Source organism: Paractinoplanes tereljensis (genome assembly GCF_016862435.1).
Taxonomy (GTDB): domain Bacteria; phylum Actinomycetota; class Actinomycetes; order Mycobacteriales; family Micromonosporaceae; genus Actinoplanes; species Actinoplanes tereljensis.
Window position 1 is genome coordinate 57,820 of sequence record NZ_BOMY01000051.1, and the last position, 26,233, is coordinate 84,052.

The following is a 26,233-nucleotide window of genomic DNA, read 5'->3' on the forward strand; positions in this document are numbered from 1 at the left end:
GTTCAGGTTTCCGGCACCCACTTTCGGCAATGCCGGAAACCCCAGGTCAGCGTTATGACAAGCGTCAGCTCTTTCTTAGCCGACGCTTAACCGCGCCGGCGAACTTCCGCGGGTCACGGATCTTGGCAACCTTGCGGGTGATCTCGTGCAGCCGCATCGCCGGCGAGCGGCGCAGGCCCCGCAGGTCGTCGCGGACGGTACGGATCTGCTGCTCACGGGTGCGCAGGCTCTGGTCCCGGAACCGCAGCGTGCGTTCCAGACCGAAGACCTTGCCGGCCAACTCTTTCGCGCGGACCCGCGCGGTCTCCGCGTCGGCCAGGAGGGTACGCAGGTCAGGCTCGGCCACCGCAGGCTCGGCAACCAGGTCGGCGATCTCCCGTCCCCGCGCCAGCACCTCAAAAGTAGCGTCCACACCGGACATCCCGAGCCAGGTGGCGACCAGATCGTCGGATTCGGTCATCCACGGCGGCCACGGGTGCCGGCGATGGGCACGCACGAGCCGGTCGCGCAGCCGGTGGTAGGCAGCGGCGAGCAGCTCCGGGGTTTCGTCAGCGAGATCAACGACGGAAAACCCGCGGACGAAGTCATCGCCGTCCGGGAACAGGTCGTCGAGCAGGATGACGCCGTCCGGGTTGGCCCAGGCCCCGAGACGGGCCGCGAAGGCCCGGAAACCGGGCACGTCCTCGGCCGCCGCGAGCCGGAAGAGCAGGGTCTCGACCGACTCGGTGTCGGGCACCCGGTTGCCGTTCACCATCCATTGGTCAACATCAAAATCAACAAGCAGCCCATCCGCGTACGCCGTGTGCGCGGCGCCTTCCGCACCGCGTACCGCGAGCCAGCCGGGCGCGACCGCCGCGAGCAGCCCGGCCCGGGCGGCCGCGTCGGCACCGTCGGACACCGGCGCGAGCAGCGGAGTGTGAGTGGCCGCAGCGGCGAGACCGTTGACCGCCAGGCGAGCACCGGGCCGGCCGGGCCGGGTGGCCGCGGCGGCGTCCACGTCGAGCAGGGTGTGGACCTCCCCGGCCGCGATGTAGGAGGCGTAGAGCCGGTCCGCCCCGAGCGCGTCCCGGACCTGCGAAGGCGAGGTGGGCCGATCGGGGTCGTCGTGCAGCGGCCGCCACTCGTCATCGCCGTGCCGCTCGTCGACCGGCCGCCGGTCGTAGAGCCCGGTCAGCGCGAACTCGTTCTCCACCCCGACCACCAGGAGGGCATCCGGAGCGGCCAGGCCGGTCAGCAGGGCGGCCCGCTGCGGCCAGTTCAGAGCCGGCGAGTCGGCGCCGAGCACCCGGTCGAGCCCGTCGGCCGCGATCACCACGTCGAATTCACCGCTCAGCCCATCGAGCGCCCCGGTGATAACGGTGACGTTCTCCGGTGCCCGCAACTCCTGGGCGTCGGTGACCGAGCGGAACAGGACCGACACCGCCGCGCACCGGGCCGCTACCAGCTCGATCACCTCGGTGCTGTGCGGGCCTGCGATCAGCGCGTTCGAAGCCGTCGGAAGCAGGTCGTCGAGGAGGGCGAGCAGGGCCGGGCCGCCGGTCGGGTGGGTGTCCGTCCACGGCTGCAGCTCGCCGCGGACGATCTGGACGTCAGTCACGCTGGTTCCAATCGAAGAGCATGCGCATCTCGGCCGGCGGCATCAGGAACCGCTTGCCGAGTTCGTCGTCGGTGATGGCCCGGGCGGCGGCCAGGTCGATGTCCTTGCCCAGCAGCTCCGGCCAAAGGCGGGAAATGCGGGTCTGCCCGCCGAAGAGCGGGTTGTCGCCCTCGAGCTCCATCGCGTCGCCGTAGACGGCCGGCTCACAGCCGGCCGCGACGCCGTAGAAGATGGCCGTGGCGAGCCGGTTGCTGGCCACCCGCTTGAACCCGCGGAACGCCTTGAGCTGCTTGTAGAGGAACTGCCGGTCGGTGCCCTCGTAGTTCCAGCCACGGGTGCCGAAGCAGATCACCTCGAAGCCGGCGTCCTCGTAGACCCGCCGCACCTCGGGCCGGTCGAACTCGGTGTAGTAGAGGCTGATGGTGACCGGCTCGGTCTCGGTCTCCTTGATCTCGTCGATCAGCCGCTGGTGATCGCCGTGGATCTTCGCGCCGATGCCGGGCGCGTCCCACCCGTGGAACAGGAACCACAGCGTGCCCTTCCGCTCTTGCAAAGGCACCCGGCCCAGGTCGGGTTCGAGGTCCATCAGGTAGAGCATCGGGGCGCCGATGACCGAGTAGTCGCGCCGGCCGAGCGAGTGGCCGCGCCGGCGGGGCGCGTCGCTCCACACGAACCGCCAGGCGCCGTCGAAGAACTCGTGCACCGGGTTCCAGCCGCAGCCCACGTTCCAGCCGTGCTGCAGGTAACCGGGCAGGCGCGGCGGGAAGTCGTCGGGCAGGCCGCAGTAGCGGGCCAGGATGTGCTGCTGGCCGTAGTACCAGTTGTGGTGATGCATGCGGGTCAGTCCGTTTCCAGGTGCAGGATGCTGGAACGCGAGCGCAGCGCGAACGCGCCGGCCCGCGGCGGGAGCGCGGGCAGCATGAACGAGTCGGTCTGCACCGCGTACGAGACGGCGAACAGGGTCCAGTTCTCGCCGCCGGCCAAGTCGGCGAGGTCGGTCTCGGCCGACCAGCGGGTGTCGTCGACGGTCAGCCGGGACGGGCCGTCGACGCCGTCGTCCGAGTTGGGCAGGAACCGCCGCCAGGTGATCTGGTCGTAGTCGACGCCGGCCCAGCGCGGGCCGGACACGGTGATCCGGCCGCCGTCCACCTCGACCCGGTCGGCGGTCACCCGGACCGGCCCTTCGGCCAGATTCAAATACTGCGCCGGCGACCTGGTCAGGCTGATCACCCGGTCACCCCGGGGCGGCAACACCCCATGCCGTACGCCGGTGGCCAGCAACAGGATCTGGTCGTCACCGTCGTGCAGGCGGGGCACCAGAACCGTACGGTCGAGGAAGGGATCGTCGGGGTTGACCACGTCGATCAGGTCGTCCAGGGCGATCTCGGCCACGAAGTCGTCCATCCCCTGACCGCGCTGCCGTTGCAGCGGCACCTGCACGTCCCCGGCCGAGCGGGCCAGCCGCAGCGTGGGCGCGGTCATCCGGGTCGGGATGCGGCCGGTCAGCACCAGGCGGTCGCCGTCGACCTCGGCCCCGGTCACCTCGGGCACGTCCGAGCGCACCTGCAGGGTGAGCCGGCCGTCCGGGGTGCGGACCGGCTGGATCCAGCGGCCGGCGGTCCGGTCGCCGAGGGCGTACTGCAGGTCGCCGGGCCCGAGATGGCCGCGCCGGCGCACCAGGCCGCTGCGCAGTTCCACCGAGATCCAGGCCGACGATGCCCAGCCGGGCAGCCGGGCCAGCATCGACCGCGGCACCCGGGTCTCGAAGCCGTCCGGGGTGACGGTGACCTTCAGGCGCTGCGACCGGCGGCCGCAGACCAGCGACATCCGCAGGCTCATGCCCGGGTCGTCGAGGTGCACGATCTCGGCGGTGCCGCGCAGCACCAGCGCGTCGGCGGTCCACTCCATCTCGGTGGTCATCACCCGGGCCTCGAGCTCGGCCCGCGGCAGCCGGTAGAGGTCGGCCGACAGGCGGGAGTCGCGCAGGCCCGGGTACTGACTCTCGTACCGCCAGGGCCGGGCCGGGTGGCGGCGGGCCGGCACCTGCGGGTGGCCCTCGGCCCGGAACTGGGCCAAGCGCCGCAGCAGGTCGGCGTCGCCGGCCTCCAGGGCCTCGTATTCCAGGCGCTGGAACGTCTGCGTCGCGGCGACGATCCGCGGGTCGAGCCGGGAGCTGAGCCGGCGGCCTAGCTCGACAAGCGGTTCCAGCTCCTCGTCGGTCGCGGCCGCGAACGCCTGCACGACGGTGACCAGGTCGATCTCGGTGAGGTGCTTGTGCACCAGGTCGCGGGCCTCGGGGGCCCGGCCGACCAGGTCGAGGACCATCTCGGCCGAGGTCACCCGGTCGGCGAGGTTGCCGTACTGAAGTTTGTGCTGGGTGATCGACTCGCCGGACTCGCGCTCGCGCCAGTAGTAGATCGGCACGGCGAGGCAGTCGACCGCGACCGCGTCCAGGTATGCGCGCAGCGAGACCGGGTAATCCTCGTACCACATCGCCGGGAACTCATATTTGTACTGATCCCAGAAGGTCCGGCGGTAGACCTTGTTCCAGACCATCCGGTCCAGCGCGAGACGGGGATGCTCGTACACGTCGGTAGCCGGTCGGTTGATCGCGAAGGGCAGCCGGTGCGACCAGGACTGACGTACGCCCGAGGTGTTGTTGAATCGGCGGGCGTTGCCCGCCGCGATCTGCGAGGCGGTATCGTCGAGCGAGCGGATCATGATCTCGTACGCGTGCCGCGGCACCAGATCATCGCCGTCCGCGAACGCCAGGTAATCGCCCTGCGCCTGCGCGATTCCGGCGTTGCGGGCCGGCCCAGGGCCCTGGTTCTCCTGAGTGATCAGCCGGAAGCGCGGGTCGCGGCCGCAGAAGTCCCGGGCCGCGTCACCACTGCCGTCCTTCGACCCGTCGTCGACCAGGATCGCCTCGAAATCTCCGAAGGTCTGCCGAGCCAGCGAATCCAGACATGCCTCGATATAGCGCTCGACGTTGGAAAAGGGCACAACAATGCTGAGGCGGGGGGTCATGACACCGTGTTCCTGAGCGTGGCGGGACCCGGCGAGAGTGCCCGGAACGGGCGTCGCTGACCTGTCGCGCCGGTGTCGAGGAGGTGAATCCAGCTCCAAGAGTGATTGACGTCACTACGCGGACAAAGCCCCAGGAAGGTCCCCTTAAGTACCCGGGCCTGACCTTTCCCGTTCCAAAGTTTGTCGTACCCCCGCCGTAGTGTCGTGCACCGAAGTAGTCAAATGCCTACGTTTCGTGACGACGGGAGTTCGTCTGATGACGACACTCGACCAGGACGCAGCGGCGGCCACCAGCCGCCGGCTGCGCACCCAGGAGGAAGTGGAGGCGCACATCCGCGCCATCTGCTTCAAGACCGGCCCACCACAGTCTGTCGGCGCCGAACTCGAATGGACCCTGCACCACGCGGCCGCCCCACAGGCACCGCTCGACCTGGCCACCGTCCTTCAGGCCCTCGGCCGGCACGCACCCTCCTCCCCCCACCCCGACCCCCTCCCCTCCGGCGGCGCGATCACCCTCGAACCGGGCGGGCAGGTGGAGATCTCCTCGGCCCCGGCCGCCTCGCTGAGCGAGCTGCACACCGCCGTCACCGCCGACCTCGGCCACCTCACCGGCCTGCTCGACGACGCCGGCCTGGCCCTCGGCCGGCACGGCATCGACCCGTACCGTTCACCCCGCCGGCTGTTGAACACTCCGCGCTACAACGCCATGGAGCAGGCCTTCGACAGCCGCGGCCGGCACGGTCGCACCATGATGGGCAGCACCGCCGGGCTGCAGGTCTGCCTCGACGCCGGCCCTCTGAACGAGCTGCCGACGCGATGGCGGGCCGTGCAGGCCCTCGGCCCGCCGATGGTCGCCCTCTTCGCCAACTCCAGCCGCTTCGCCGGCCGGGACACCGGCCTGGCCTCGGCCCGGATGGCGGCATGGTGGGAGATGGACCCGCGCCTCACTCATCCGCCGGTCGGCCCGCCCGACGACCCGGCGGCCGGCTGGGTGCGATACGCGCTGGCCGCCCCGCTGACCTGCGTGCGGCGCGCCGGCGACAGCTGGGACCCACCGCCCGGCGCCACCCTGACCGACTGGCTGAACGGCGCACTTCCCGTCCCGCCGACCGTCGCCGACGTGGAATACCACCTGAGCCTGCTGTTCCCGCCGGTGCGCCCGCGGGGTTACCTCGAGGTGCGATACCTCGACAGCCAGGCCGGCGGCGAGTGGATCGCACCGGTCGCGATCATCGCGACGCTGCTCGGCGACCGGGAAACCACCGAGGCCGCCCTCGAGCTGGCCGAGCCGGTGGCCGAGCGCTGGCGCCAGGCGTACCGCTCGGGTCTGGCCGATCGCGCGCTCAAGCGCGCCGCCGCGGCCCTCACCGACCTGGCCGGCCGCCGTCTCGACCGCACCGGCCTGCCCGCCGCCGTCCGCACCTACGTCCTGGACACCGTCCACCGTCGACTCGAGGAGCACCGATGACCCACGAGACCGACCGCCTGCGCGACCTGGTCGCCACCGAGCTGGGCCGGGCCCGCGACCGCACCACCCGGCTGACCGAGGCCGTCGACGACGGCGACCTGGTCCGGCAGCACTCACCGCTGATGTCCCCGCTGGTCTGGGACCTCGCCCACGTCGGCAACCAGGAAGAGCTCTGGCTGGTGCGGGACGTCGGCGGCCGCGAGCCGGTGCGCCGCGACATCGACGAGCTGTACGACGCGTTCAAGCACTCCCGCCGTGACCGCACCCAGCTGCCGCTGCTCGATCCCCGCGAGGCCCGCAAATACACCGCGACCGTGCGCGACAAGGTGCTCGACGTGCTCGACCGCGCGCCGTTGGAGGGCACTCCGCTGGTCGAGCGGGCGTTCGCGTTCGGCATGATCGTGCAGCACGAGCAGCAGCACGACGAGACCATGCTGGCCACCCACCAGCTGCGGGTCGGTGCTCCCGTGCTGTCAGCGCCGCCGCCCCCTGTCTCGGCCGGCAAGATCACCGGTGAGGTGCTGGTGCCGGCCGGCGAGTTCACCATGGGCACCAGCACCGAGGCCTGGGCCCTCGACAACGAGCGGCCCGCCCACCGGGTCGTGCTGCCGGCCTTCCACATCGATCGGGCGCCGGTGACCAACGGTGAATACGCCGCGTTCATCGACGCCGGCGGTTACGACGATCCGCGTTGGTGGACTTCGGCCGGGTGGGATCACCGTCAGGCCGCCTCTCTTGTCGCGCCGATGCACTGGACTTCCGATCCGTCCGGCTGGCTCTACACGCGTTTCGGCCGCACGAGTCCGATAAATCCGGACGAGCCGGTCGTGCACGTCTGCTGGTACGAGGCGGCCGCCTACGCGGCCTGGGCCGGGAAGCGGCTGCCCACCGAGGCCGAGTGGGAGAAGGCCGCCCGCTGGGACCCGGCCACCGGCCGCTCGCTGCGCTACCCGTGGGGTGACGACACACCGACCGCCGCGCACGCCAACCTGGGGCAGAGCCATCTCGGGCCGGCCGAGGTCGGCGCCTACCCGGCCGGGGTCTCGCCGCTCGGCGTGCACCAGCTGATCGGCGACGCCTGGGAGTGGACGTCCAGCGACTTCCACGGTTACCCCGGCTTCGCCCCGTTCCCCTACCGGGAGTACTCGGAGGTCTTCTTCGGACCCGACTACAAGGTGCTGCGGGGCGGCTCGTTCGGCACCGACCGGTCGGCGGTCCGGGGCACGTTCCGCAACTGGGACTACCCGATCCGGCGGCAGATCTTCAGCGGCTTCCGCTGCGCGCGAGACGCCTGATGTGCCGCCACCTGGCCTATCTCGGCGCACCCGCACCGCTGGCCCGCTGGCTGATCGACCCGCCGCACTCCCTGGTCCACCAGTCCTGGGCGCCGCGTGACATGCGCGGCGGCGGCACGATCAACGCCGACGGTTTCGGCGTCGGGTGGCACGTGCCCGGTGGCGGCACGGTCCGGTACCGCCGGCCCACCCCGATCTGGAGTGACACCACGCTGCCCGCCCTCGCCGCCTCGGTCTCGTCCGGGGCGGTGCTGGCGGCGGTGCGCAGCGCCACCGCCGGGATGCCGGTGACCGAGACCGCGGCCGCGCCGTTCAGCGAGGGCCCGTGGCTCTTCAGCCACAACGGTGTCGTCACCGGCTGGCCCGGCTCGGTGGCCGAGCTGGCCGCCGCCCTGCCCACGGAAGACCTGCTCACCCTGGAAGCACCGACCGACGCGGCCCTGCTGTGGGCACTGGTCCGCGACCGCCTCCGCGCCGGGCTGTCACCGGCAGCGGCGGTGTCCGCAGTGGTGTCCGACGTGGCGGCGGCCGCCCCCGGCTCCCGGCTCAACCTGCTGCTCACCGACGGCGACACCATCGTGGCCACCGCCGTCGGCCACGCCCTGTCCGTCCGCTCCGGCGCCGGTTTCGTGCTGGTCGCCTCCGAGCCGCTCGACGTCCATCCCGCCTGGCAGCCGGTACCCGACCAGACGCTCCTAATCGCAACCGCCACCGCCGCCGGCGTCACCATCACTGAGCTGGGAGACCGATGACTCTGGAAGTCCACCTCGACGAGCAAGACCTGGCCCGCACCCTGCGAGCCGACGTTCGCGCCGGCCTGACCGCCACCCCGAAATGGCTCCCTCCGAAGTGGTTCTACGACGCCCGCGGCAGCGAGCTCTTCGAGCAGATCACCGAACTGCCCGAGTACTACCCGACCCGCTCCGAACGGGAGATCCTCACCGACCGGGCCGGCGAGATAGCCCGGCTGACCCGGGCCCGCACCCTCCTGGAGCTGGGCTCCGGCTACTCGACCAAGACAAGGTTGCTGCTGGACGCCCTGACCGCCGAGGGCACCCTGCGAACCTTCGTCCCGATGGACGTCTCCCCCAGCGCGCTGACCGCAGCCGCGGCCCGCATCGAAGCCGACTACCCCGGCCTGCGCGTGCACAACATCGTCGGCGACCTGACCCGCCACCTGAAACACCTGCCCGGCGGCGGCAACCGCTTGGTCGCCTTCCTGGGCGGCACGATCGGCAACCTGATCCCCGAGGAGCGGTCGGCCTTCCTGGGCGACCTGCGCGCCGTCCTGGAACCGGGCGAACACCTGCTGCTGGGCACCGACCTGGTGAAGAGCCCCAGCGTGGTGGTCCCCGCCTACGACGACGCCGAGGGCGTGACCGCCGACTTCAACCGCAACGTCCTGCGAGTCCTGAACACCAGCCTCGGCGCCAACTTCGACGAGGACGGCTTCGCCCACGTGGCCCTCTGGGACCCCGACCAGGAGTGGGTCGAGATGCGCCTGCGCGCCCGCTGGCCCATGAAGGTAACCATCCCCGGGGTGGACCTGGTGGTCGACTTCGAGGCCGGCGAGGAGATCCGCACCGAGGTCTCGGCGAAATTCCGCCGCGAGGGAATCGGGCACGAGCTGGCCGAGGCCGGCTTCGCCCTCGACCACTGGTGGACCGACCGGGCCGGCCTGTTCGGCGTCTCCCTGGCCCGCGCCGTCGGCTGAGCCGCATTTGTCGCGGTCCGCGCCCATCCGCCGTCGCCCCAGCCGCGAATGGGGAGTAACGACGACGGAAGGGCGCGCATGGCCGACCCCGCGATCAGCCGGCTGCACACCAGCGACACCCCGAACGACCTGCTCAAAGCCGTCGCCCGCGGCGACGAGAAAGCCTTCGGCAAGCTGTACGACCTGATCGCGCCCCGGGTCCACGGGCTGATCCGCCGGGTGCTGCGCGATCCGGCGCAGGCCGAGGAGGTCACCCAGGAGGTCCTGGTCGAGGTGTGGCGCACCGCCGCCCGCTTCGACCCGGCCCGGGGCTCGGCCACCGCGTGGATCTGCACGATCGCGCACCGGCGGGCCGTCGACCGGGTCCGCGCCGAGCAGGCCGCCGCCGATCGCCTCGAGTTCGTCGGCCGGGCCGCCGTCGACACCCCCTACGACGAGGTCGCCGACGAGGTGTCCGGCCGGCTGGAACGCCAGCAGGTACGCCGCTGCCTGCACGACCTGACCGAGCTGCAGCGCCAGGCGGTCACCCTCGCCTACTACCAGGGCCACACCTATCCCCAGGTGGCGGCGCTGCTGGGCGCTCCCCTGCCGACCGTCAAGACCCGCATGCGAGATGGCCTGATCCGGCTGCGCGACTGCATGGCGCTGGCGTCATGAGCGCCGACGTGCACGCGCTGCTCGGCGCCTACGTCCTGGACGCGGTCGACGACCTGGAACGCGCCGCGTTCGACCGGCACCTGCGGGAGTGCCCGGCCTGCCAGGCCGACGTCGACGAACTTCGGGAAGCGTCGGCCCGGCTGGCCGGGGACGCCTGGTCGGTGCCGCCGCCCGCGCTGCGCGACAACGTCATGAAGGCGATCGCCGGGGCCCGCCAGGTGTCGCCGGCGACGGCCGGGAAACGCCGGCCTCCGGCCCGGCTGCGCCTGGTTTCGGCCGCGGCCGCCGTCGTGGTCGCCGCGGGCGGGGCGGTCTATGCCGTTCAGGAGATGCGCGTACGGGCGGAGCACACCCGCGTGACATCGCTGGAGACCCTGCTCGCCGCGCCCGACCTGACGGTGCACGACGAGCCGGTCACCGGCGGCGGCACGGTGACGGTCGCCGTGTCGAAGCTGCGCGACGCCGCCGTGATCACCCTGAACGCCGACACCGCACCGGCCGACGGCCACGTCTACCAGCTGTGGACGATCCGCGCCGCGACCCCGGTACCGGAGGGCACCCTGACGGCCGGCGAGAAGGCCACCGTCCGGATCGTCAACGGCATCGGCAACGCCTCCGACGTGGGTGTCTCCATAGAACCGCCCGGCGGCTCGGCCACCCCGACCATGCCCTTGGCGGCCGCCGTGCATCTTTAGACGGCCACCTCGGCGTACACCGCATATCCGGTCTTGCGGTCCTGCTTGGCCTGGTACATCGCCATGTCGGCGCGGTGCAGCAGCGCGTCCACGTCGGTCTCACCCCGCTCGGCGAGGGCGATCCCGAAGCTGGCCTGCGGCTGCACCGCGATGTCGCCGATCGCCACCGGCTCCTGCATGGCGGCGATGACGCGCTTCACGACCGCCACCGCGTTGCCGGCCGAGGCCATGTTGTGCAGCACCATCGCGAACTCGTCCCCACCCAGCCGGCCCACCACGTCGGTGCCGAACACGTTGGCCCGCAGGATCCGCCCGAAGGCCACCAGCAGCTGGTCCCCGGCCTCGTGCCCCATCGTGTCGTTGACCTGCTTGAACCCGTTCATGTCGATCAGCACGACGGCGACCGAATTGCCGCCGCGGGCCCGGGCCACCGCCATCCGCAGCCGCGAGTACAGCTGCCGGCGGTTGACCAGCCCGGTCAGCGTGTCGGTGGTGGCCAGCTCGTGGTTCTCGCGCAGCGCCACGACCTGCCTGGCGACGACCACCGCGGTCATCACGACGGCGCCGAGAACCAGCCCGACCGTGCGCAGCGGATAGTCCCGCACCGCGAAAACCAGCAGGGCATAACCAAGACCCATCGCGATGTACGGCAACCGCGCCGCCGTCTTCGCGGTCGGGTCCTCGATCCGCAGGTCGTGGTTCGCGGCCTCGCGCACCTGCTCGTAGGCGGCCATGGCCAGCAGGAACGGCCCGGCGATCCAGCAGGCGTACTGCCAGTTGTCGGAGGGCGTGACGTTGTCGAGCTGGGTCTGCACGTACCCGAAGTAGGCGTCGCCGACGACGAGCGCCAGCATGGCGAGGGTGATCAGGATGGCCGGCCGGCGCACCGAGGCCGCGGCCCCGCGCATCAGCACCACGGTCGCCCCGAAGATCATCACGAGGTCGAACGCCGGGTAGGCCATGGCGGCCGCGAGAGCGTTGCCGGAGATGTGCTCGGCCCGGTCCAGGTTGTCGCCGGCCTCGAAGTACCACAGCAGCATCCCGCTGCCGATCATCACGAGCGCGGTGTCCAGCCACATCTTGTGCCGGGTACGCCGGCCGCGGGTGCGCAACGGCAGCGTGAGCAGCCCCGCCAGCAGCACCGGCGCGAACAGCAGGCGCAGCGTGTCACCCGGGGTCGGGAAGGCGTTGCCCGGGAAGATGCCGCGCACCACGCCGGAGAGCATCAGAATGACGAACGAGATCGCGATGATCCCCCAGGCCCGCCGGCTGCGCTGGTCGAGGCCACGGTGCCGCCAGGCCCGGACGGCCATCACGATGCTGACGATCCCGTACAGGCCGTCGAAGACGTTGATCTGCCAGGGCGCCGCCGGGGGTGGCGCGTTGAGACCGGCCGCCATGCTCCCAAGGCAGAGCGCGAAGCTCCCATAGAGCAGGAAGGCACCCCAACGCCACATCCGAGCCGTCCCTTCCGCAGACGGTGTCTCCGCCCGACCAGCCTCATCGGTCGTACGTCACACCGCCTGAGGACATGATCACGTCAGACCTTTTCCACGGCGTACCCCGTGGTCCTCTTCTGTTTTGCCTGGTACATCGCCAGGTCGGCGCGGTGCAGCAGAGCGTCCGCGTCGTCCTCGCCGGCCAGCGCGAGCGCGATGCCGAAGCTCGCCTGCGGCTGCACCGCGACCTCGCCGATGAGCACCGGCTCCCGCATGGCGGCCATGATCCGGTTGACCACGGCGACCGCCTGGTCCACCGAGTCGATGTCGTGCAGCACGATCGCGAACTCGTCCCCGCCGAGCCGGCCCACCACGTCGGTGCCGAACACGCTGGCCCGCAGGATCCGCCCGAAAGCCACCAGCAGCTGGTCCCCCGCCTCGTGCCCCATCGTGTCGTTGACCTGCTTGAACTCGTTCATGTCGATAAGCACGGCGGCGACGTTGCCACGCCCGCGGGCCCGCGCCACGGCCAGCCGCAACCGTTCGTACAGCTGCCGGCGGTTGACCAGCCCGGTCAGCGTGTCCGTCGTCGCCAGCTCGTGGTTCTCCCGCAGCGCGATGATCTGCCGGGCCACCACCACCCCGGTCATCGCCACCGCCCCGAGCACCAGCCCGACCGGGCGCAGCGGGTAGTCCCGCACGGCCACCAGCATCAGCGCGTAGCCCACGCCCATCGCCGCGTACGGCAGCCGGGCGGCGGCCCGCGCGGTCGGGTCCTCGATCCGCAGGCGGTGCCCACCGGCCTCGCGCACCTGGGCGAAGGCGGCCATGGCCAGCAGGAAGTGCCCGGTGATCCAGCACGCGTACTGCCACCGGTCCGGCGGCACGTCCCCGAAATGACTCTGCCGGTAGCCCAGGTACGCATCCCCCGCCACCAGCATCACCATGGCGACGGTGATCAGGATGGCCGGCCGCCGCACCGAACCGGCCGCCCCTCGAAGCAGCAGCGAGATCGCGATGACGCCCCAGGCCCGCCGGCTGCGCCGGTCCAGCCCCGGATGCCGCCAGGCCCGGACGGCCATGCCGATCCCGATCAGCTCGAAGACCGGCATGGCTACGAGCAGCTGCCACGGCGGCACCGCCCCGTCCGTCGGCGGCCCGGCCAGCAGGGTGCCGACGACTACGGCCAGACTGCCGTACATCAGGAAGGCGCCCCACCGCCAGAACTGGGTCATAGCCCTACCGATCGGTCATCCCCGGCGCGGGCTCAGCCCTTCATAACCGCCGTCGATGGCGCCCATCAGCATTTCGTTCTCCCGGTTTGCTGTTGCTCACCGCACAGTGAGTTCATGCGGCGAATCGTGGTTACCGGGGCGGCGTCGGGGATCGGGGCCGCGGTTTCCGACGCCCTGCGGGCATCGGGAGATGAGGTGGTCGCGCTGGATCTTTCCACCGGTTTCGATGTACGGGCGGAGCAGGCGTGGACCTCCCTGGCGGCATCTCTCTCCGGTTCCCCGCTGCACGGCCTGGTCAACTGCGCGGGCGCGACGTGGCGGGCCCGCCTGGGCTCGGTGACCCCGGCCGACTTCTCGCAGGTCCAGGCAGTGAACGTGCTCGGCCCGTTGCTGGGCATCCAAGCGCTGTCGCCGCTGATGCCGTCCGGGTCGTCGATCGTGAACGTGGGCTCGCTGGCCGCCCTCCAGGGCCATTACCCAATCGCCTACACCGCCAGCAAATGGTCCCTGCGGGGGCTGACCCACGCCGCATGCCTGGCCCTAGGCCCCCAGGGAATCCGGGTCAACGTCGTGCACCCGGGCTTCATCGACACCCCGATGACCGCGTCGGCGGCCCCCGCGTTCCGAGCAGCCAGCATCGCCTCGGCTCCGCTCGGCCGGGCCGGCACTCCTGCCGAGGTGGCGGCCGTCATCACGTTCCTGTTGAGCGATGCCGCCGCCTACGTCACCGGCGCCGAGATCCCGGTCGACGGCGGGTCAAGCTCGCACGGCGGCGCCAAGTCAATCTCAGACGCGCTCACCGCAGGCTGAACTCAGAGCGCAGCGCGAACGCGCGAGGCCGCTTCGAACTCACGAAGTGCGCTGAGCGCATCAACCGCCAGCTCCTTGGTGCGCCGGAAGTAGCGCCCATGCGTTCGCCACAGGATCTCTTCCGAGGAAGCGCCGAGGACCACGATCTCGATGTCGCTGTTGTCCGCGAACTCATCCTCTGCGTCGAATCGCGCTGTCAGAGCGTCATCAGACACCGCAAACTCGTCGAACCGGACAATGGAGCCCGAACGGCGATCGAACACCACGAGGTAATGTTTCACCGGATTCCTCCCCGCTCCACGTAGTCGGCCAATCTCTGCAACCTCAGCCGGAGGGTATCCTGCCGACGTTGCAGCCGCGACCTCAGTTCGTCTGTCACGTCGTCAACGAACGGGTCGCAAGTACGTATCTTCACCCGTACGAAGTCTGCATCGGGTGGCTCGACATCCGGCACCGTCCGGCGGATCATGCGGCCGGCAAGTCTCCTGGCATGCCGCAGGCTGCGACCGCCTTTCAGAAGCCGGGAACCCCCATGCCGCATGATTGGGGTGATGAGCCGCTTGAACAACATCCGGAAGCGCGGGTAAATGATTCTCGCATCCGCATCCAGGTCAGCAACTTCACGCTGAAGGATTTCCGCGATCCAGTCCTCCAGGCTCTTCGGCCGATTCGCCTGATACGAAATCAACTCGCGTTCGGATGCCTCAAGCTGCGCGATCTCATCGGAGACCTCGCGCAGATCGCCAATCACTCGACGGCGGGACACCGGGCTTCCGTCACGACGAGCAACGCCCTCCGCAGGAAGGTGGCCGTCGTCCGGGTCGCCACCGTATCGGATGCCACGGCCCCACCGGTCGGCGAGACGCTCAACGATCTGCGCCCAGTAGTTCTGCAGCTCAGTACGCACCTGAATCTCGACCGGCACACCCTCCGGGAAGACGATGACGTGAACGGCGCGGTAGCCGCGGCTCGGCCGGACACGCCGGTCGACAATCCGGGAAGACCGGCTCGTCCAACTCTCGAAGTGGGACACGATCCGCGCAACCACGGCATCCTGGTCGACCCAGCCGCCGTCGACGATCGTGCGCGCACCCGCCATGTCCTGGACTCGGGCCAACTCCATGCCCTTTTCGCGACGCAATTTCTCAATGAGTACCGAACGCGTCTTCACCCGCGCGGCAGCCACAAGATCAATTGCGACGAGCTGTTCCTCGACGGCATCCAAGATCGCTTGATAGGCACGCAGGACCTCTTTTAGCTGGGCGAGGTCCTCTTTCGCCGGAGGGTCACCAGCCGCGATCCGATCACCCAGCTTACTGAGCTGTTTCTTCGAGATTGGCAAAGGCACCGGGAGACCGTACTCGGCCAAATCGATCAACGTTGAACGAGGCCGAGACGCAAAATGGCGGCTGGCGATCTTGTGGAGTTCCTGTCATGAGCTGACCGGAACTCCACAAGCCTTGGCCATCTGGCTGCTGGGCCGGTCAGCGGCGGCGGGTGGCCTTGTCGGTTAGGGACGGGGGTAGGTGGCCTACGTCGGAAGGGTTCAGGTTTGTGCCTGGGGGGACGATCTCGTCGATGCGGTCGAGGATGTCGGGGGTCAAGGTCACCTTGTCTGCCTCCAGCTGGGACTCCAGGTGCTCGACCGTGCGGGGGCCGATGATTGCCGACGTGATCGCGGGGTGGTTCAGGACGAAGGCCAGGGCCAAGTGGATCAGTGACAAGCCCGCCTCGTCGGCCAAGGCCTGCAGCTTCTCTACCGCTGCCAGCTTTGCGGCGTTTGCCGGGTTTGTTGGGTCGTAGCGGGTGGGCAGGCGGGCCGCACGTGGGGAGATCGGCTCGGTCAGCGCGCGGCTGTAGCGGCCTGACAAGTAGCCGCCGGCCAGCGGGCTCCATGGGATCACTGCCAGGTTGTAGCGCTGGGCTACCGGGAGCACCTCGCGTTCGATGCCTCGGACCAGGATCGAATAGGGCGGCTGTTCGCTTGCTACCCGCTCGCGGCCTCGCCGTTCGGCTGTCCACTGGCCCTCTACGATCTCGGAAGGGTCGAAGGTGGACGTGCCCAGGTAGCGGATCTTGCCCTGGTGTACCAGGTCGCTCAGGGCGCCCAGGGTGTCGTCGAAGTCGGTGCTGGGGTCGGGGCGGTGGACCTGGTAGAGGTCGATCCAGTCGGTGTTCAGGCGGCGCAGGCTGTTCTCTACCTCGGTGATGATCCAGCGCCTCGAGTTGCCCCTGGTGTTCAGGCCGGTGCCGATCTGGCCGTGGAACTTCGTGGCCAGGAAGACGTCGTCTCGGCGGCCCTGCAACGCCTTTCCTACCACCTGTTCGCTCTCGCCCTGGGTGTAGACGTCGGCGGTGTCGATGATGTTGATGCCCTCGTCCAGCGCGCGGTGGATTACCCGTACGCCCTCCGCCTCGTTTTCCTGGCTGAAGTTCATCGCGCCCAGCGTCAGGCTGCTCACCTGGACGCCGGTGCGACCGAACGGGCGGTATTCGACCATTTTCAAGCTCCTTCGAGTACTGCGGCGGGACGAGCCAGTCCATAGTGCTCGCGCAGCGTCGATCCGGTGTACCCGGTGCGGAACAGGCCGCGCTGCTGCAGGATCGGCACCACCTGGTCGACGAATCGCTCCAGGCCGGACGGCAGCACCGGGGCCATGATGTTGAAGCCGTCGGCCGCGCCGTTCTCGAACCAGTGCTGGATGGCGTCGGCTACCTGCTCCGGCGTACCGGCGAAGGTGCGGTGGCCGCGGCCGCCGCCGAGGCGGCCGATCAGCTGGCGCACCGTCAGGTTTTCCCGGCGGGCCAGGTCGACGATCAGCGTGTAGCGGCTCTTCGCGCCCTCGATCTCGGCCTCGGGCGGCAGGTCGGCCGGCAGCGGGCGGTCCAGGTGCAGGTCGGCGGGAGACAGGTGGAGGGTGTCGGCCAGCTGTTTCAGTGCGTACTCCGGTTTTATCAGCCGGTCCAGCTCCTCCTCCAGGTCTTTCGCCTCTTTCTCGGTGGCGCCGATGGCGGGAACGATGCCGGGCAGGATCTTGATGGCTTCCGGGTCGCGGCCCTCGGTCAGGGCGCGGCGTTTCAGGTCGGCGTAGAACTCCTGGGCCTCGGCCAGGGTCTGCTGGGCGGTGAAGACCGCGTCCGCGTGACGGGCCGCCAGCTCCTTGCCGTCGGCCGACGAGCCGGCCTGCACCAGCAGCGGATGGCCCTGCGGCGAGCGGGGCACGTCCAGCGCGCCGGCGACCTGGAAGAAACGGCCGGAGTGGCCGGGCGGGTGCAGTTTCGCGTCGTCGCCCCAGACGCCGGCTTCCTTGTCCCCTACCGGCGCGTCGTCCTCCCAGCTGTCCCAGAGCTTGCGGGTCACGTCGATGAACTCGGCCGCCCGCTCGTAGCGGTCGCGATGCGACGGCAGCGACGCGAGGTTGAAGTTCCGGGCCGCGTCCAGCTGGGCGGTGGTCACCACGTTCCAGCCGGCCCGGCCGCCGCTGATGTGGTCGATCGAGGCGAACCGGCGGGCGATGTTGTACGGCTCGTTGTAGGTGGTCGACGCGGTGGCGATCAGCCCGATCCGGGACGTGGCGGTGGCCAGCGCAGCCAGCAGCACGGTCGGCTCGAGGCCGCCGGCGGGGCGGCGCCCGACGCTGTTCCACAGCACGGGACTGTCGGCCAGGAACAGCGAGTCGAGTTTGCCCCGCTCGGCGATCTGCGCCAGCTCGATGTAGTGCCGCACGTCCACATGCGCGAACGGATCGCTCTCCGGCAGCCGCCAGGCGGCCTCGTGATGGCCCACGGTCATCAGGAACGCGTTGAGATGCAGCTGCCGGAAAGCCATGGCCGTTAATCTATATCGCCTACGGGGTTTATAGGTTTTACGATCTGTTGTCCATGGTCAGCCTTCGGTCGATGCCGATCTCGGCCAGGAACCGCTCGTCGTGGCTGACCACCACGAACGCTCCCCGGTAGGCGCCCAGCGCGCTCTCCAGCTGGCCCACGCTGACCAGGTCGAGGTTGTTCGTCGGCTCGTCGAGCAGCAGCAACTGCGGGGCCGGCTCGGCGCACAGCACGCAGGCCAGCGTCGCCCGCAGCCGCTCGCCGCCGGACAGCACCCGTACCGGAAGATGGGCCTGATCGCCCCGGAACAGGAACCGGGCCAGCCGGTTCATCCGCTCCCGGTCCGGCAGCGTCGGCGCGGAACGCGCCAGGTTCTCGGCCACGCTCAGGTCGTCGTCGAGCAGGTCCAGGCGCTGCGAGAGATAGGCGATCCGGCCGCCGGTGCGCCGGATCTGCCCGGCATCGGGGGTCAGGTCGCCGCCGATCAGGCGCAGCAGCGTGGTCTTGCCGGAACCGTTGGCGCCGGTCAGCGCGATCCGCTCGGGACCGCGAACAGTCAGGTCGAGGTCGCGGAAGACGTCGCGGACCCGCAGGCCGTCGCCCTCGAACAGGGTGCGGCCGGCCGGGACCGCGGTGTCCGGCAGGTCGATGACGATCCGGTCGTCCTCGCGGGTCTGCCGTTCGGCCTCGTCGAGCCGGGCCTGCGCGCCGGCCATCCGGTTGGCGTGGGTCTGCCCGGCCCGGCCGGCCGACACCTCGGCACTGCGTTTCATGGTGCCGGCGAACAGCTTGGGCAGGCCGGCGTCGGCCAGGTTGCGCTTGGCGGTGGAGGCGCGCCGGGCGGACCGCTCGCGGGCCTGCTGCAGCTCCCGCTTCTCCCGCTTGACCTCGGCCTCGGCCGACCGCACGGTGCGTTCGCGGGCCTCGCGCTCGGTGCGGGTCGCTTCCTCGTACGCCGCGAAGTTGCCGCCGAAGACCGACAGCGCACCGTGTTCCAGCACCGCGATCCGGTCCATCCGGTCGAGCAGTTCCCGGTCATGACTGACGATCAAGAGACAACCAGCAAATTCGTCGAGTACGGCGTGAAGCCGCTGGCGGGCCGCCCGGTCGAGGTTGTTCGTGGGTTCGTCGAGCAGCAGCACCTCGGGCCGGTCGAACAGTTGCGCGGCCAGCCCGAGCGAGACGGTCTGGCCGCCGCTGAGCGTGCCGAGCCGCCGGTCGAGGCCGACCTCGCCGAGGCCGAGCCGGTCGAGCAGGGCGCGGCTGCGCTCCTCGACGTCCCAGTCGGTGCCGATCACCGCGAAGTGCTCCTCGGCGGCGTCGCCGGACTCGATGGCCCGCAGCGCGTGCAGGCGACCTTGCACGCCGAGGATCTCGGCGACGCTCGGTTCGCCGGTCAGCGGCAGGTCCTGCGGGAGGTAACCGACCGTACCGCCGGTGGTGATGATGCCGCCGCCGGTCGGCGGCAGGAGGCCGGCGATCAGCTTGAGCAGCGTGCTCTTGCCGGCGCCGTTGGCGGCGACCAGGCCGGTGCGGCCGGCCGGCACGGTGAAGTTGAGGTCCTGGAACACGGGAGTGTCGTCCGGCCAGGAAAAGGACAGGTGGGAGCCCACGATAGACACGAGAAAGAGACCTCTGGTGCGAGAAGGGACACGACGATGCGCGTGGACAGCCACCGGGGTCACCCGGAGATGTCGTCGTCTCCCGAAAGCACCAGTTCCTCCTCGACCAGGGGCTTCAAAACTAGCACTCTCGCCGTGCGAAGAGCGCTTTAATTACCGGTCGGAGATCAACTGCGAGATCGAAGAACAGGCCTCGAGTACGACGGGACGCAGCTCGCGGACGATCCGCTGGGCCGACCAGTCCCGGGCCTGCACGGCCAGGTTGACGCCGGCCACCACGCGACCGTCCGGGCCGGTGATCGGGCCGGCCACCGAGCGCAGTCCGTACGCCAGCTCCTCGTCCTGCACCGCCCAGCCCTGCTCGCGGATGCGGGCCAGCTCCTCCTGAAGCTCGTCGAGGGAGACCTTGGCGTTGGGGCCGTGCTGGCTGGGGAACGACGCCGCCGTGACCAGTTCCCGGAGAGCGTCCGGAGTCAGATGCGACAGCAGCAGCTTGCCGATCGAGGTGTGCACGGCCGGCAGCGTGGAGCCGACCTGGATGTTCGCGGTGACCAGGTCGGAGTTGCGCAGCCGCACCAGGTAGAGCACCCGGTCGCCGGTGAGCACGGCCAGGTTGACCGTCTCGCCGGTCTGCTCGGCCAGCCGCTGCAGCCGCGGGGTGGCCAGTTCGACCAGGTCGAGGCTGCGCAGCGCGGCGGTGCCGAGGGTCAGCACCCGCACGCCGGGGCGGTAGTCGCCGTTGGGCAGGTGGTCGAGATAGCCCTCGGCGGTCAGCGTCTGCACCACCCGGTAGGCGGTCGGCATCGGCAGCCCAGCTGCCTCGGCCAGGTCGGTGACTCGCCAGGTGGGCCGCTGCTCGGTGAACAGGTTGAGCAGCCGCAGCCCTTTGGCCAGCGCTTCGACCCGATATTCGGGCTTTGCGTCCGTTGCCGGTCGCGCCATCGAACCCCCCTTGTCGCCTGTCGACGGTCAGCCTACGGCCCCGTGTTACGGACCTATTTACAGCCCCGAAACCACGGTCTACGGTAGCGGAAGTCGCTTTCATAATGCGAGAACTGAGGTGACATCCATGGGTGACTGGCTAGCGCTCACCGGGAAAACGGCCCTCGTGATCGGCGCGGGTGGCCTGGGCGGCGCCGGCGCGGTCAGCCTGGCGGCGCAGGGCGCCCGGGTCGTCGTCGCGGACGTCAACGAGCAGAATCTGGAGTCCGTGGCCCGGCTGGGCGACGGGCGGATCGAAACCATCAAGTGCGACCTGCGCGACCCGCAGCGTTGCCGGGACGTGGTCGACGAGGCCACCGCGCTGGTCGGGGTGCCGCAGGTGTTCCTGCACGCGGTCGGCCGCAACATCCGCCGGCCGGTGCTCGACCTGACCGACGCCGACTGGCAGGAGTTGCTCGAGCTCAACCTCTCCACCGCGTACTGGCTGGGCCAGCACGTCGGGCGGTCGATGGTCGGCGCCGGGTACGGCCGGATGGTGTTCGTGTCGAGCGTGTCCGGGCTGCTGGCGCACGCCAAGCACGCGCCGTACGCGGCCACCAAGGGCGGGCTCAACCAGCTGATCCGGGTGATGGCCCGGGAGTGGGCCGAGCACGGGGTCACGGTCAACGCGGTGGCGCCCGGCTACATCGAAACCGACCTCACCAAGGATCACCTCGACAAGGATGGCAATCGCGAGGCCCTGGAGAAGCTGGTGCCGGCCCAGCGCCTCGGGGTGCCGTCGGAGGTCGCCGACGCGGTGACCTTCCTGGCTTCCGACCGGGCCAGCTTCATCACCGGCCAGGTGCTCTACGTAGATGGCGGACGAGTACTCGTATAAAGGACGAAAAATGGCTTTGAATCCCACTCCCATCCCCCGCCGTTTCGAGGGCCGCTCGGTCGTGGTGACCGGGGCCGGCACCGGCTTCGGCGCCGAGATCGCCGTCCGCGCCGCCCAGGAGGGCGCCCGGGTCGTCGGCGTGCACTACCGCTCGTCCAAGGGTGGTGCCGAGCAGACCGCCGAACGGGTCCGCGAGGCCGGCTCCGAGCCGGTGCTGCTGCAGGCCGACATCGCCCTCTGGCCGCAGGTCGCCCAGCTCGCCGACGACGCGTTCACGCAGCTCGGCGGGGTCGACGTGCTGATCAACAACGTCGGTGACGTGGCCCGCGAGCAGATGTCCTGGCGGGACATCACCGAGGAGTCGGTCGACCACGTCCTGGCGGTCGACATCAAGGGCACGATGGCCTGTGTTCACGAATTCGGCGCTCGTATGCTCGACCAGGGACACGGCTCCATCGTCAACATCGGCTCCACGGTCATCGTCCGCGGCAGCGCGCGCGCACCGCAGTATGCAGCGGCGAAATACGGCCTCCTCGGCCTCACCAAGTCCTACGCGCAGGCGTTCGCACCCACGGTCCGGGTCAACGTCTTCGCCCCCGGCTTCATCGAGACCGACGCGACCCTGGGCCGCAAGGACTGGCAGGAAGGTCGCGGAGACCAGCTGCGCAAGCTGACCCCGATGGGCCGCATCCCCGGCCCGGTCGAGCTGGCCGGCACCGCCCTGTTCCTGGCCACCGACGACGCGTTCCACATGACCGGCGGATACATGGTCGCCGACGGCGGGTACAACATGGTCGGCGCCTGATGAGCGGGGTCCACCCCGCCGACGTGCCGTTGGCTCAGGCTCGCGCGCTGGTGCGGCGAGCGGTGGACAAGGCCGAGCAGCTCGGCCTGCGCGGTGCGATCGCCGTGGTCGGCGCGAGCGGCGCGCTGGTCACGGCGTCGCGCCTCGATCACGGCGGGCCGGGCGGCATGGCCCGGGCCCGCTCCAAGGCGTGGATCTCGGCGACCCAGCAGATCCCCAGCTCGGAGCACCTGCAACGGATGACCACGCTGCCGGTCCCGATCTCCACCGGCTTCGTGACGGCGTCACCCGAGGCGCTCTTCCCCGGCGCCGGCGGCTTGCCGATCCGGGACGCGGGCGGCACGGTGATCGGCGGCATCTCCGCCTCCGGCGCCACGGTCAGCCCGTTCCTGCCGGCCGGGGTGGCGCCCGAGGTGGTCAGTGCCGACGGCAAACCCGCGAACCCCGAAGACCTACTTATCGCGTACGCGATGGGCACGCCCTACGTCGGCCAGCACGGCGACGACGAAGCCCGCTGGAAAGCCCGTTTCGGGGATCTCGTCGTCTCCCCCGAGGCCAGCCTCGGCATGAAGCCGGCGAGTCCGGCGGCCGCGCAGGGCGAGCTCGACTGGGCGCTCGCCCTGGTCGACCGGGTGCTGGCCGAGGCGGCCCGGCAGGGCCTGACGATCAGCGTCGCGGTGGTGGACCGCGGCGGCGACCCGATCCAGCAGGACCGGATGGACGGCGCGGTAGCCGGCGGGGTCGAGGTGGCCCTGGCCACCGCGAGTGCCGCCGCCCGCTTCGGCATCCCGAGCGAGCACCTGGCCGCCTGGTATCCCGCCGACCAGCTGGCCGCCCTGCACCCGGCCCCGCTGCTGGCCGCCCCCGGCGGCCTCCCGATCGAGCTGGACGGCCAGGTAGTGGCCGGTCTGGGCATCGGCGGCGCCCAGCCGGCGCGCTGCGCCGCCCTGGCCCGCGACGCCCTGACCCTGGCTCCATCCCTGCCGGTCCCAACCTCCCCGGCCTGGCCGTCATGACCCGCACGCGCATAGGTAAGCAGAGCAAAGCGCGGCGGGCCGCGCCCACTACAGCGCGGGGCGCGACGTGACCCGCGTTGCGGTGCTGGGCTGCGGGGCGATCGGCAGCCTCTACGCCGCCCACCTGAGCCGGGCGCCCGGGATCGAGGTCTGGGCCGTCGATCCCTGGCCGGAGCACATGGCGGCGATCCGTGAAAGCGGGTTGCGGGTCACCGGGCTGGCCGACTTCGTCGCGCCGGTCCACGCGATCACCGACGCGGCCGACCTTCCTCTCTGCGACCTGGGCATCGTCGCGACCAAAGCGCTGCACACCGCAGCGGCCGTCGCGGCGGCGGTGCACTCGCTCAAGGACGCGGGGGTGGTCAGCGTGCAGAACGGGGTCGGCAACGAGGAGATCATCGCCGAGCACGTGCCCCGGGTCATGCGCGGGACCATCGTCACCGCCGGGGCGGTCACCGCGCCGGGAGTGGTCCGCTACGACGCGCCGGGCGACTCCTGGATCGGGCCGTTCGAGCCGAGCCCGGCCCGCCCGGACGAGATAGAACTGCTGGCCGACCTGCTCAATCAGGGCGGGCTTACCACGCACGCGGTCGCCGACGCGCGTGGCCCGCAGTGGACGAAAGTCGTGTTCAACGCGGCCACCAGCCCGCTGTCCGCGCTCACCGGCCTCACCGTGGGCCAGGTCTGCACCGATCCCGGCCTGCGCACCGAGGTGGACCGGCTGATCGACGAGGCGCTGACCGTCTGCGCCACGGCCGGCATCACCCTCACCCGGGACCCGCGCGCCTCGGTCGAGGAGGCCATCCGGGAGGCGTACGCCCATAAGCCCTCGATGCTGCAGGACGTACTCGCCCGCCGGGCCACCGAGATCGGCGTGCTCAACGGCGGCATCGCCGCCGAGGGCCGCCGGACCGGCGTCGCCACCCCCGCCCACGACGCCATGGTTGCCCTGGTGAACGGCCTGGAAAGGTCCTGGCCGGGCGGGTAGCCGACACAAGTTGGAAATGGTCCGGTCAAGCCATGGACATCAGCCGCACCGGTCCCCTATGTTCTCAAGTAATTCAGAAATTGGCTTTCACGATGTGAAAGCGGCGGCTGACAAAGCGCCCGAATATCTCCTTCTTCTTCGTGTCTTCTCTTCCTCAAGAGGAGTTCGTTCATGACTTTTCTCCGCCGGCGCCCGTTCCGCGCCTTGGCCGTCGCCCTTGCCACCACTCCTCTCCTGCTCGCCGCGGCCTGCAGCCACGCGAGTGACACCCCCACCGGCAGCACCGCGTCGGGCAGCACCAAGGCGCTGCCCAAGACGCTGGTGTTCTCGCCGCTCTCACTCGCCCCGCCGGCCCTCAAGGGCCTGTCCGAGGGCGTGAAGGGCCTGGCCTCGTCGCAGGGCTGGGAGGTGATCGTCCAGGACCCCAACTTCGACGCCACCAAGCAGGTGCAGCAGCTCAACGAGGTGATCAGCTCGGGCCGGGCGGGCGCCGCCTGGATCCTCGCGGTGGCACCCAAGTCGCTCGGCGACCTGATCAAGACGGCCCAGGCCAAGGGGGTGCCGCTGCTGGTCAACGGCAAGCCCGACGAGTACGGATTCTCCGGTCCCCAGCCCGGCATCACGTTCGACTACATCGACTACACGGCCGGCGGCAAGGCCCTCGGTGAGCAGCTCGGCAAGTGCATCACCGAGAAGAACGGCGGCACCGGCAAGGTCCTCTACGTGGCCAGCCAGGAGGGCACGGCGGGCAAGCAGGAGTTCGACACCGCCGCCGCCGAGGCGTTCAAGGCCGCCGCGCCTAACGCCACCCTCGCGCAGACCATCGTCTCGGTCGACCGGGCCAAGGCGCAGACCGACATCGGCAACGCGCTGCAGGGCAACCCCGACCTGGTCGGCGTGTTCTCGGCCAACGACGAGGGCGCGCTCGGCGCACTGGGCGCGTTCAACGCGGCCGGCAAGAAGCTCACCTGCGTCACCGACTTCGGCGGCAACGACGAGGTTCTCAAGAACGTCACCTCCGGCAAGATCTACGCCTCGGTCGCGCTGCAGTTCAACGACGACACGGCCCAGTCGTTCAACACCCTCGTCAAGATGCAGGCCGACCCCAAGGCCAACGGCGAGGTCCTGATCGTCCCGCAGAAGACCTTCACCCAGGGCAGCTGAGGCAGAGGAAATGACCGTGACCATCGCCGCCCCGCAAGCCGTCAGTGCAGAGAAGGACAAGGACCCGGCGCTCATCCGCTGGCTGATCTTCATCCGGGACCGGGGCATCTTCGTCCTCTGGGCCGTGCTGCTGATCGCGTTCAGCATCTGGGCCAGCCCGTACTTCGCCAGCCTCGACAACGGGATCCTGATCGCCAACGCCGCCGCTCTCACCGCGATCTTCGCGGCCGGCATCGCGGTCGGCATCATCTGCGGCGCCCTGGATCTGTCCATCCCGGGCACCGCGGCCCTGGCCGGCTGCACCTGCGGCTGGCTGATCACCCACGGCACGCCGACCGGCCTGGCGATCCTCGTCGCCCTGGTCCTCGGTGGCTTCGTCGGGCTGATCAACGGGCTGATCTCGCTGCGCGGCTTCAACCCGATCATCGTCACCATCGGCACCCTGTCGGTGATGAGCGGGGCGGCGGCGGGCATCGCCGGTGGCTACACGATCTCCGGCCTGGACTCGCTGGTGTTCATGGGCACCGACCGGTTCGCCGGCCTGCCGGCCCCGGTGTGGATCACCGCCGCGCTGTTCGCGCTGCTCACGGTCTTCCTCACCCGCACTCGGGACGGCATCCGGCTGATGGCGGTCGGCGGCAATCCCGAGGCGGTCCGCCGCTCCGGGATCCACGCCGACCGCTACAAGGTGCTCGGCTTCGTGATCAGCGGGTTCTGCGCGGCGCTCGGCGGCCTGGTGACCACCGCGCTGGTCACCGAGGCCAACCCGGCCGCCAACGTCAGCATCATCTTCAACGCGCTCACCGCGGTCGCGCTCGCCGGTGTCTCGCTCGCCGGCGGGCGGGGCTCGCTGCCCCGGGTGCTGGTCGGCGCGCTGATCCTGGGCACCATCTCGAACGCGCTGACCATCAAGGGCGTCTCGCCGTACTGGGCGACCGCCACCACCGGCCTGCTGCTGCTCGGCTCGCTGGCCCTGGAGAAGTGGGTGTCCACCTCGGTCTCCCGCCGGCTCGTGCAGAGCGCGAGCGCGTCCGTCCACACCGGAACGAGGTGA

Annotated in this window: 24 protein-coding genes; 13 read left to right on the plus strand and 11 right to left on the minus strand. The window is 70.3% G+C overall.

All coding sequences use genetic code 11. The features are described from left to right. Positions 1–64 precede the first annotated feature (64 nt). From Ate02nite_RS40215 to Ate02nite_RS40225, 3 genes are read right to left on the minus strand one after another with little or no spacing between them, the layout of a single operon-like run. The gene (locus Ate02nite_RS40215; protein ID WP_203813174.1) at positions 65–1,597 is read right to left on the minus strand and encodes a hypothetical protein; all 1,533 of its coding nucleotides are present in this window, start codon (positions 1,595–1,597) and stop codon (positions 65–67) included. Continuing rightward, positions 1,590–2,432: a hypothetical protein gene (locus tag Ate02nite_RS40220; protein ID WP_203813175.1), complete on the minus strand. Its 843-nt coding sequence runs from the start codon at positions 2,430–2,432 to the stop codon at positions 1,590–1,592. The genes Ate02nite_RS40215 and Ate02nite_RS40220 overlap by 8 nt, the downstream gene beginning before the upstream one ends. Positions 2,433–2,437: 5 nt before the next feature. Continuing rightward, positions 2,438–4,624, minus strand: coding sequence for a glycosyltransferase (locus Ate02nite_RS40225; RefSeq protein ID WP_203813176.1), 2,187 nt, complete (start codon positions 4,622–4,624; stop codon positions 2,438–2,440). Positions 4,625–4,880: 256 nt separating this feature from the next. Here Ate02nite_RS40225 and Ate02nite_RS40230 point away from each other — a divergent pair, with 256 nt between their 5' ends. From Ate02nite_RS40230 to Ate02nite_RS40255, 6 genes are all read left to right on the plus strand, one after another. Further along, positions 4,881–6,092 carry a glutamate-cysteine ligase family protein gene (locus Ate02nite_RS40230; protein WP_203813177.1) on the plus strand — a complete coding sequence of 404 codons (1,212 nt, stop codon included), beginning with the start codon at positions 4,881–4,883 and terminating at the stop codon, positions 6,090–6,092. Then, on the plus strand, positions 6,089–7,387 hold the full coding sequence (gene egtB, locus Ate02nite_RS40235) for an ergothioneine biosynthesis protein EgtB (RefSeq protein ID WP_203813178.1): 1,299 nt from the start codon (positions 6,089–6,091) through the stop codon (positions 7,385–7,387). The genes Ate02nite_RS40230 and egtB overlap by 4 nt, the downstream gene beginning before the upstream one ends. Continuing rightward, positions 7,387–8,139, plus strand: coding sequence for an ergothioneine biosynthesis protein EgtC (gene egtC / locus Ate02nite_RS40240; protein WP_203813179.1), 753 nt, complete (start codon positions 7,387–7,389; stop codon positions 8,137–8,139). Before egtB ends, egtC begins: the two co-directional genes overlap by 1 nt. Continuing rightward, positions 8,136–9,101 (plus strand): L-histidine N(alpha)-methyltransferase, encoded by a 966-nt coding sequence (gene egtD / locus Ate02nite_RS40245; protein ID WP_203813180.1) that lies wholly within the window; start codon positions 8,136–8,138, stop codon positions 9,099–9,101. The genes egtC and egtD overlap by 4 nt, the downstream gene beginning before the upstream one ends. A 78-nt stretch (positions 9,102–9,179) precedes the next feature. After that, a complete protein-coding gene (sigK, locus tag Ate02nite_RS40250; protein WP_203813181.1) occupies positions 9,180–9,758 on the plus strand; it encodes an ECF RNA polymerase sigma factor SigK in 579 nt (192 codons plus the stop codon). After that, positions 9,755–10,453 carry an anti-sigma factor gene (locus Ate02nite_RS40255; protein WP_203813182.1) on the plus strand — a complete coding sequence of 233 codons (699 nt, stop codon included), beginning with the start codon at positions 9,755–9,757 and terminating at the stop codon, positions 10,451–10,453. The genes sigK and Ate02nite_RS40255 overlap by 4 nt, the downstream gene beginning before the upstream one ends. Here Ate02nite_RS40255 and Ate02nite_RS40260 read toward each other — a convergent pair. Further along, positions 10,450–11,910, minus strand: a complete 1,461-nt coding sequence (locus tag Ate02nite_RS40260; RefSeq protein ID WP_203813183.1) for a GGDEF domain-containing protein — start codon at positions 11,908–11,910, stop codon at positions 10,450–10,452. The genes Ate02nite_RS40255 and Ate02nite_RS40260 overlap by 4 nt on opposite strands. 83 nt (positions 11,911–11,993) lie before the next feature. Further along, positions 11,994–13,127 (minus strand): GGDEF domain-containing protein, encoded by a 1,134-nt coding sequence (locus tag Ate02nite_RS40265; RefSeq protein WP_203813184.1) that lies wholly within the window; start codon positions 13,125–13,127, stop codon positions 11,994–11,996. Between the two features lie 114 nt (positions 13,128–13,241). On the opposite strand from Ate02nite_RS40265, the gene Ate02nite_RS40270 reads away from it, so the two are divergent. Further along, the gene (locus tag Ate02nite_RS40270; protein ID WP_203813185.1) at positions 13,242–13,937 is read left to right on the plus strand and encodes an SDR family NAD(P)-dependent oxidoreductase; all 696 of its coding nucleotides are present in this window, start codon (positions 13,242–13,244) and stop codon (positions 13,935–13,937) included. A 2-nt stretch (positions 13,938–13,939) separates the two neighbouring features. Here Ate02nite_RS40270 and Ate02nite_RS40275 read toward each other — a convergent pair whose 3' ends face one another. From Ate02nite_RS40275 to Ate02nite_RS40300, 6 genes are all read right to left on the minus strand, one after another. Further along, on the minus strand, positions 13,940–14,218 hold the full coding sequence (locus tag Ate02nite_RS40275; RefSeq protein ID WP_203813186.1) for a hypothetical protein: 279 nt from the start codon (positions 14,216–14,218) through the stop codon (positions 13,940–13,942). Beyond that, positions 14,215–15,285, minus strand: a complete 1,071-nt coding sequence (locus tag Ate02nite_RS40280; RefSeq protein ID WP_203813187.1) for a RelA/SpoT-related domain-containing protein — start codon at positions 15,283–15,285, stop codon at positions 14,215–14,217. Before Ate02nite_RS40280 ends, Ate02nite_RS40275 begins: the two co-directional genes overlap by 4 nt. Before the next feature lie 136 nt (positions 15,286–15,421). After that, positions 15,422–16,438 (minus strand): aldo/keto reductase, encoded by a 1,017-nt coding sequence (locus tag Ate02nite_RS40285; RefSeq protein WP_203813188.1) that lies wholly within the window; start codon positions 16,436–16,438, stop codon positions 15,422–15,424. A 2-nt stretch (positions 16,439–16,440) separates the two neighbouring features. Next, positions 16,441–17,766, minus strand: coding sequence for an LLM class flavin-dependent oxidoreductase (locus Ate02nite_RS40290; protein WP_203813189.1), 1,326 nt, complete (start codon positions 17,764–17,766; stop codon positions 16,441–16,443). Positions 17,767–17,803: 37 nt separating this feature from the next. Further along, positions 17,804–19,387, minus strand: a complete 1,584-nt coding sequence (locus Ate02nite_RS40295) for an ABC-F family ATP-binding cassette domain-containing protein (protein ID WP_203813190.1) — start codon at positions 19,385–19,387, stop codon at positions 17,804–17,806. A gap of 153 nt (positions 19,388–19,540) precedes the next feature. After that, positions 19,541–20,329, minus strand: a complete 789-nt coding sequence (locus Ate02nite_RS40300; RefSeq protein ID WP_203813191.1) for an IclR family transcriptional regulator — start codon at positions 20,327–20,329, stop codon at positions 19,541–19,543. Positions 20,330–20,456: 127 nt separating this feature from the next. On the opposite strand from Ate02nite_RS40300, the gene Ate02nite_RS40305 reads away from it, so the two are divergent. The 6 genes from Ate02nite_RS40305 to Ate02nite_RS40330 all read left to right on the plus strand — a co-directional run bounded on the left by Ate02nite_RS40305 (position 20,457) and on the right by Ate02nite_RS40330 (position 26,233). Continuing rightward, positions 20,457–21,206, plus strand: coding sequence for an SDR family NAD(P)-dependent oxidoreductase (locus Ate02nite_RS40305; protein ID WP_203813192.1), 750 nt, complete (start codon positions 20,457–20,459; stop codon positions 21,204–21,206). 10 nt (positions 21,207–21,216) lie between these two features. Continuing rightward, a complete protein-coding gene (locus Ate02nite_RS40310) occupies positions 21,217–22,011 on the plus strand; it encodes an SDR family NAD(P)-dependent oxidoreductase (protein ID WP_203813193.1) in 795 nt (264 codons plus the stop codon). Then, positions 22,011–23,027: a GlcG/HbpS family heme-binding protein gene (locus tag Ate02nite_RS40315; protein ID WP_203813194.1), complete on the plus strand. Its 1,017-nt coding sequence runs from the start codon at positions 22,011–22,013 to the stop codon at positions 23,025–23,027. The genes Ate02nite_RS40310 and Ate02nite_RS40315 overlap by 1 nt, the downstream gene beginning before the upstream one ends. A gap of 67 nt (positions 23,028–23,094) precedes the next feature. Continuing rightward, positions 23,095–24,015, plus strand: coding sequence for a ketopantoate reductase family protein (locus Ate02nite_RS40320; RefSeq protein ID WP_203813195.1), 921 nt, complete (start codon positions 23,095–23,097; stop codon positions 24,013–24,015). A 171-nt stretch (positions 24,016–24,186) separates the two neighbouring features. Then, positions 24,187–25,179: a sugar ABC transporter substrate-binding protein gene (locus tag Ate02nite_RS40325; protein ID WP_203813196.1), complete on the plus strand. Its 993-nt coding sequence runs from the start codon at positions 24,187–24,189 to the stop codon at positions 25,177–25,179. A gap of 10 nt (positions 25,180–25,189) precedes the next feature. Then, positions 25,190–26,233: an ABC transporter permease gene (locus tag Ate02nite_RS40330; protein ID WP_203813197.1), complete on the plus strand. Its 1,044-nt coding sequence runs from the start codon at positions 25,190–25,192 to the stop codon at positions 26,231–26,233.

Excerpts from the sequence above, each read along its gene's own strand:
- Ate02nite_RS40220 (WP_203813175.1), bottom strand. The coding sequence starts at position 2,432 with ATGCATCACCACAACTGGTACTACGGCCAGCAGCACATCCTGGCCCGC.
- Ate02nite_RS40225 (WP_203813176.1), bottom strand. The coding sequence starts at position 4,624 with ATGACCCCCCGCCTCAGCATTGTTGTGCCCTTTTCCAACGTCGAGCGC.
- egtD (WP_203813180.1), top strand. The coding sequence starts at position 8,136 with ATGACTCTGGAAGTCCACCTCGACGAGCAAGACCTGGCCCGCACCCTG.
- Ate02nite_RS40255 (WP_203813182.1), top strand. The coding sequence starts at position 9,755 with ATGAGCGCCGACGTGCACGCGCTGCTCGGCGCCTACGTCCTGGACGCG.
- Ate02nite_RS40315 (WP_203813194.1), top strand. The coding sequence starts at position 22,011 with ATGAGCGGGGTCCACCCCGCCGACGTGCCGTTGGCTCAGGCTCGCGCG.
- Ate02nite_RS40300 (WP_203813191.1), bottom strand. The coding sequence starts at position 20,329 with ATGGCGCGACCGGCAACGGACGCAAAGCCCGAATATCGGGTCGAAGCG.
- egtC (WP_203813179.1), top strand. The coding sequence starts at position 7,387 with ATGTGCCGCCACCTGGCCTATCTCGGCGCACCCGCACCGCTGGCCCGC.
- Ate02nite_RS40330 (WP_203813197.1), top strand. The coding sequence starts at position 25,190 with ATGACCGTGACCATCGCCGCCCCGCAAGCCGTCAGTGCAGAGAAGGAC.
- Ate02nite_RS40230 (WP_203813177.1), top strand. The coding sequence starts at position 4,881 with ATGACGACACTCGACCAGGACGCAGCGGCGGCCACCAGCCGCCGGCTG.
- Ate02nite_RS40290 (WP_203813189.1), bottom strand. The coding sequence starts at position 17,766 with ATGGCTTTCCGGCAGCTGCATCTCAACGCGTTCCTGATGACCGTGGGC.
- Ate02nite_RS40285 (WP_203813188.1), bottom strand. The coding sequence starts at position 16,438 with ATGGTCGAATACCGCCCGTTCGGTCGCACCGGCGTCCAGGTGAGCAGC.
- egtB (WP_203813178.1), top strand. The coding sequence starts at position 6,089 with ATGACCCACGAGACCGACCGCCTGCGCGACCTGGTCGCCACCGAGCTG.
- sigK (WP_203813181.1), top strand. The coding sequence starts at position 9,180 with ATGGCCGACCCCGCGATCAGCCGGCTGCACACCAGCGACACCCCGAAC.
- Ate02nite_RS40270 (WP_203813185.1), top strand. The coding sequence starts at position 13,242 with ATGCGGCGAATCGTGGTTACCGGGGCGGCGTCGGGGATCGGGGCCGCG.
- Ate02nite_RS40325 (WP_203813196.1), top strand. The coding sequence starts at position 24,187 with ATGACTTTTCTCCGCCGGCGCCCGTTCCGCGCCTTGGCCGTCGCCCTT.
- Ate02nite_RS40310 (WP_203813193.1), top strand. The coding sequence starts at position 21,217 with ATGGCTTTGAATCCCACTCCCATCCCCCGCCGTTTCGAGGGCCGCTCG.
- Ate02nite_RS40265 (WP_203813184.1), bottom strand. The coding sequence starts at position 13,127 with ATGACCCAGTTCTGGCGGTGGGGCGCCTTCCTGATGTACGGCAGTCTG.
- Ate02nite_RS40305 (WP_203813192.1), top strand. The coding sequence starts at position 20,457 with ATGGGTGACTGGCTAGCGCTCACCGGGAAAACGGCCCTCGTGATCGGC.
- Ate02nite_RS40260 (WP_203813183.1), bottom strand. The coding sequence starts at position 11,910 with ATGTGGCGTTGGGGTGCCTTCCTGCTCTATGGGAGCTTCGCGCTCTGC.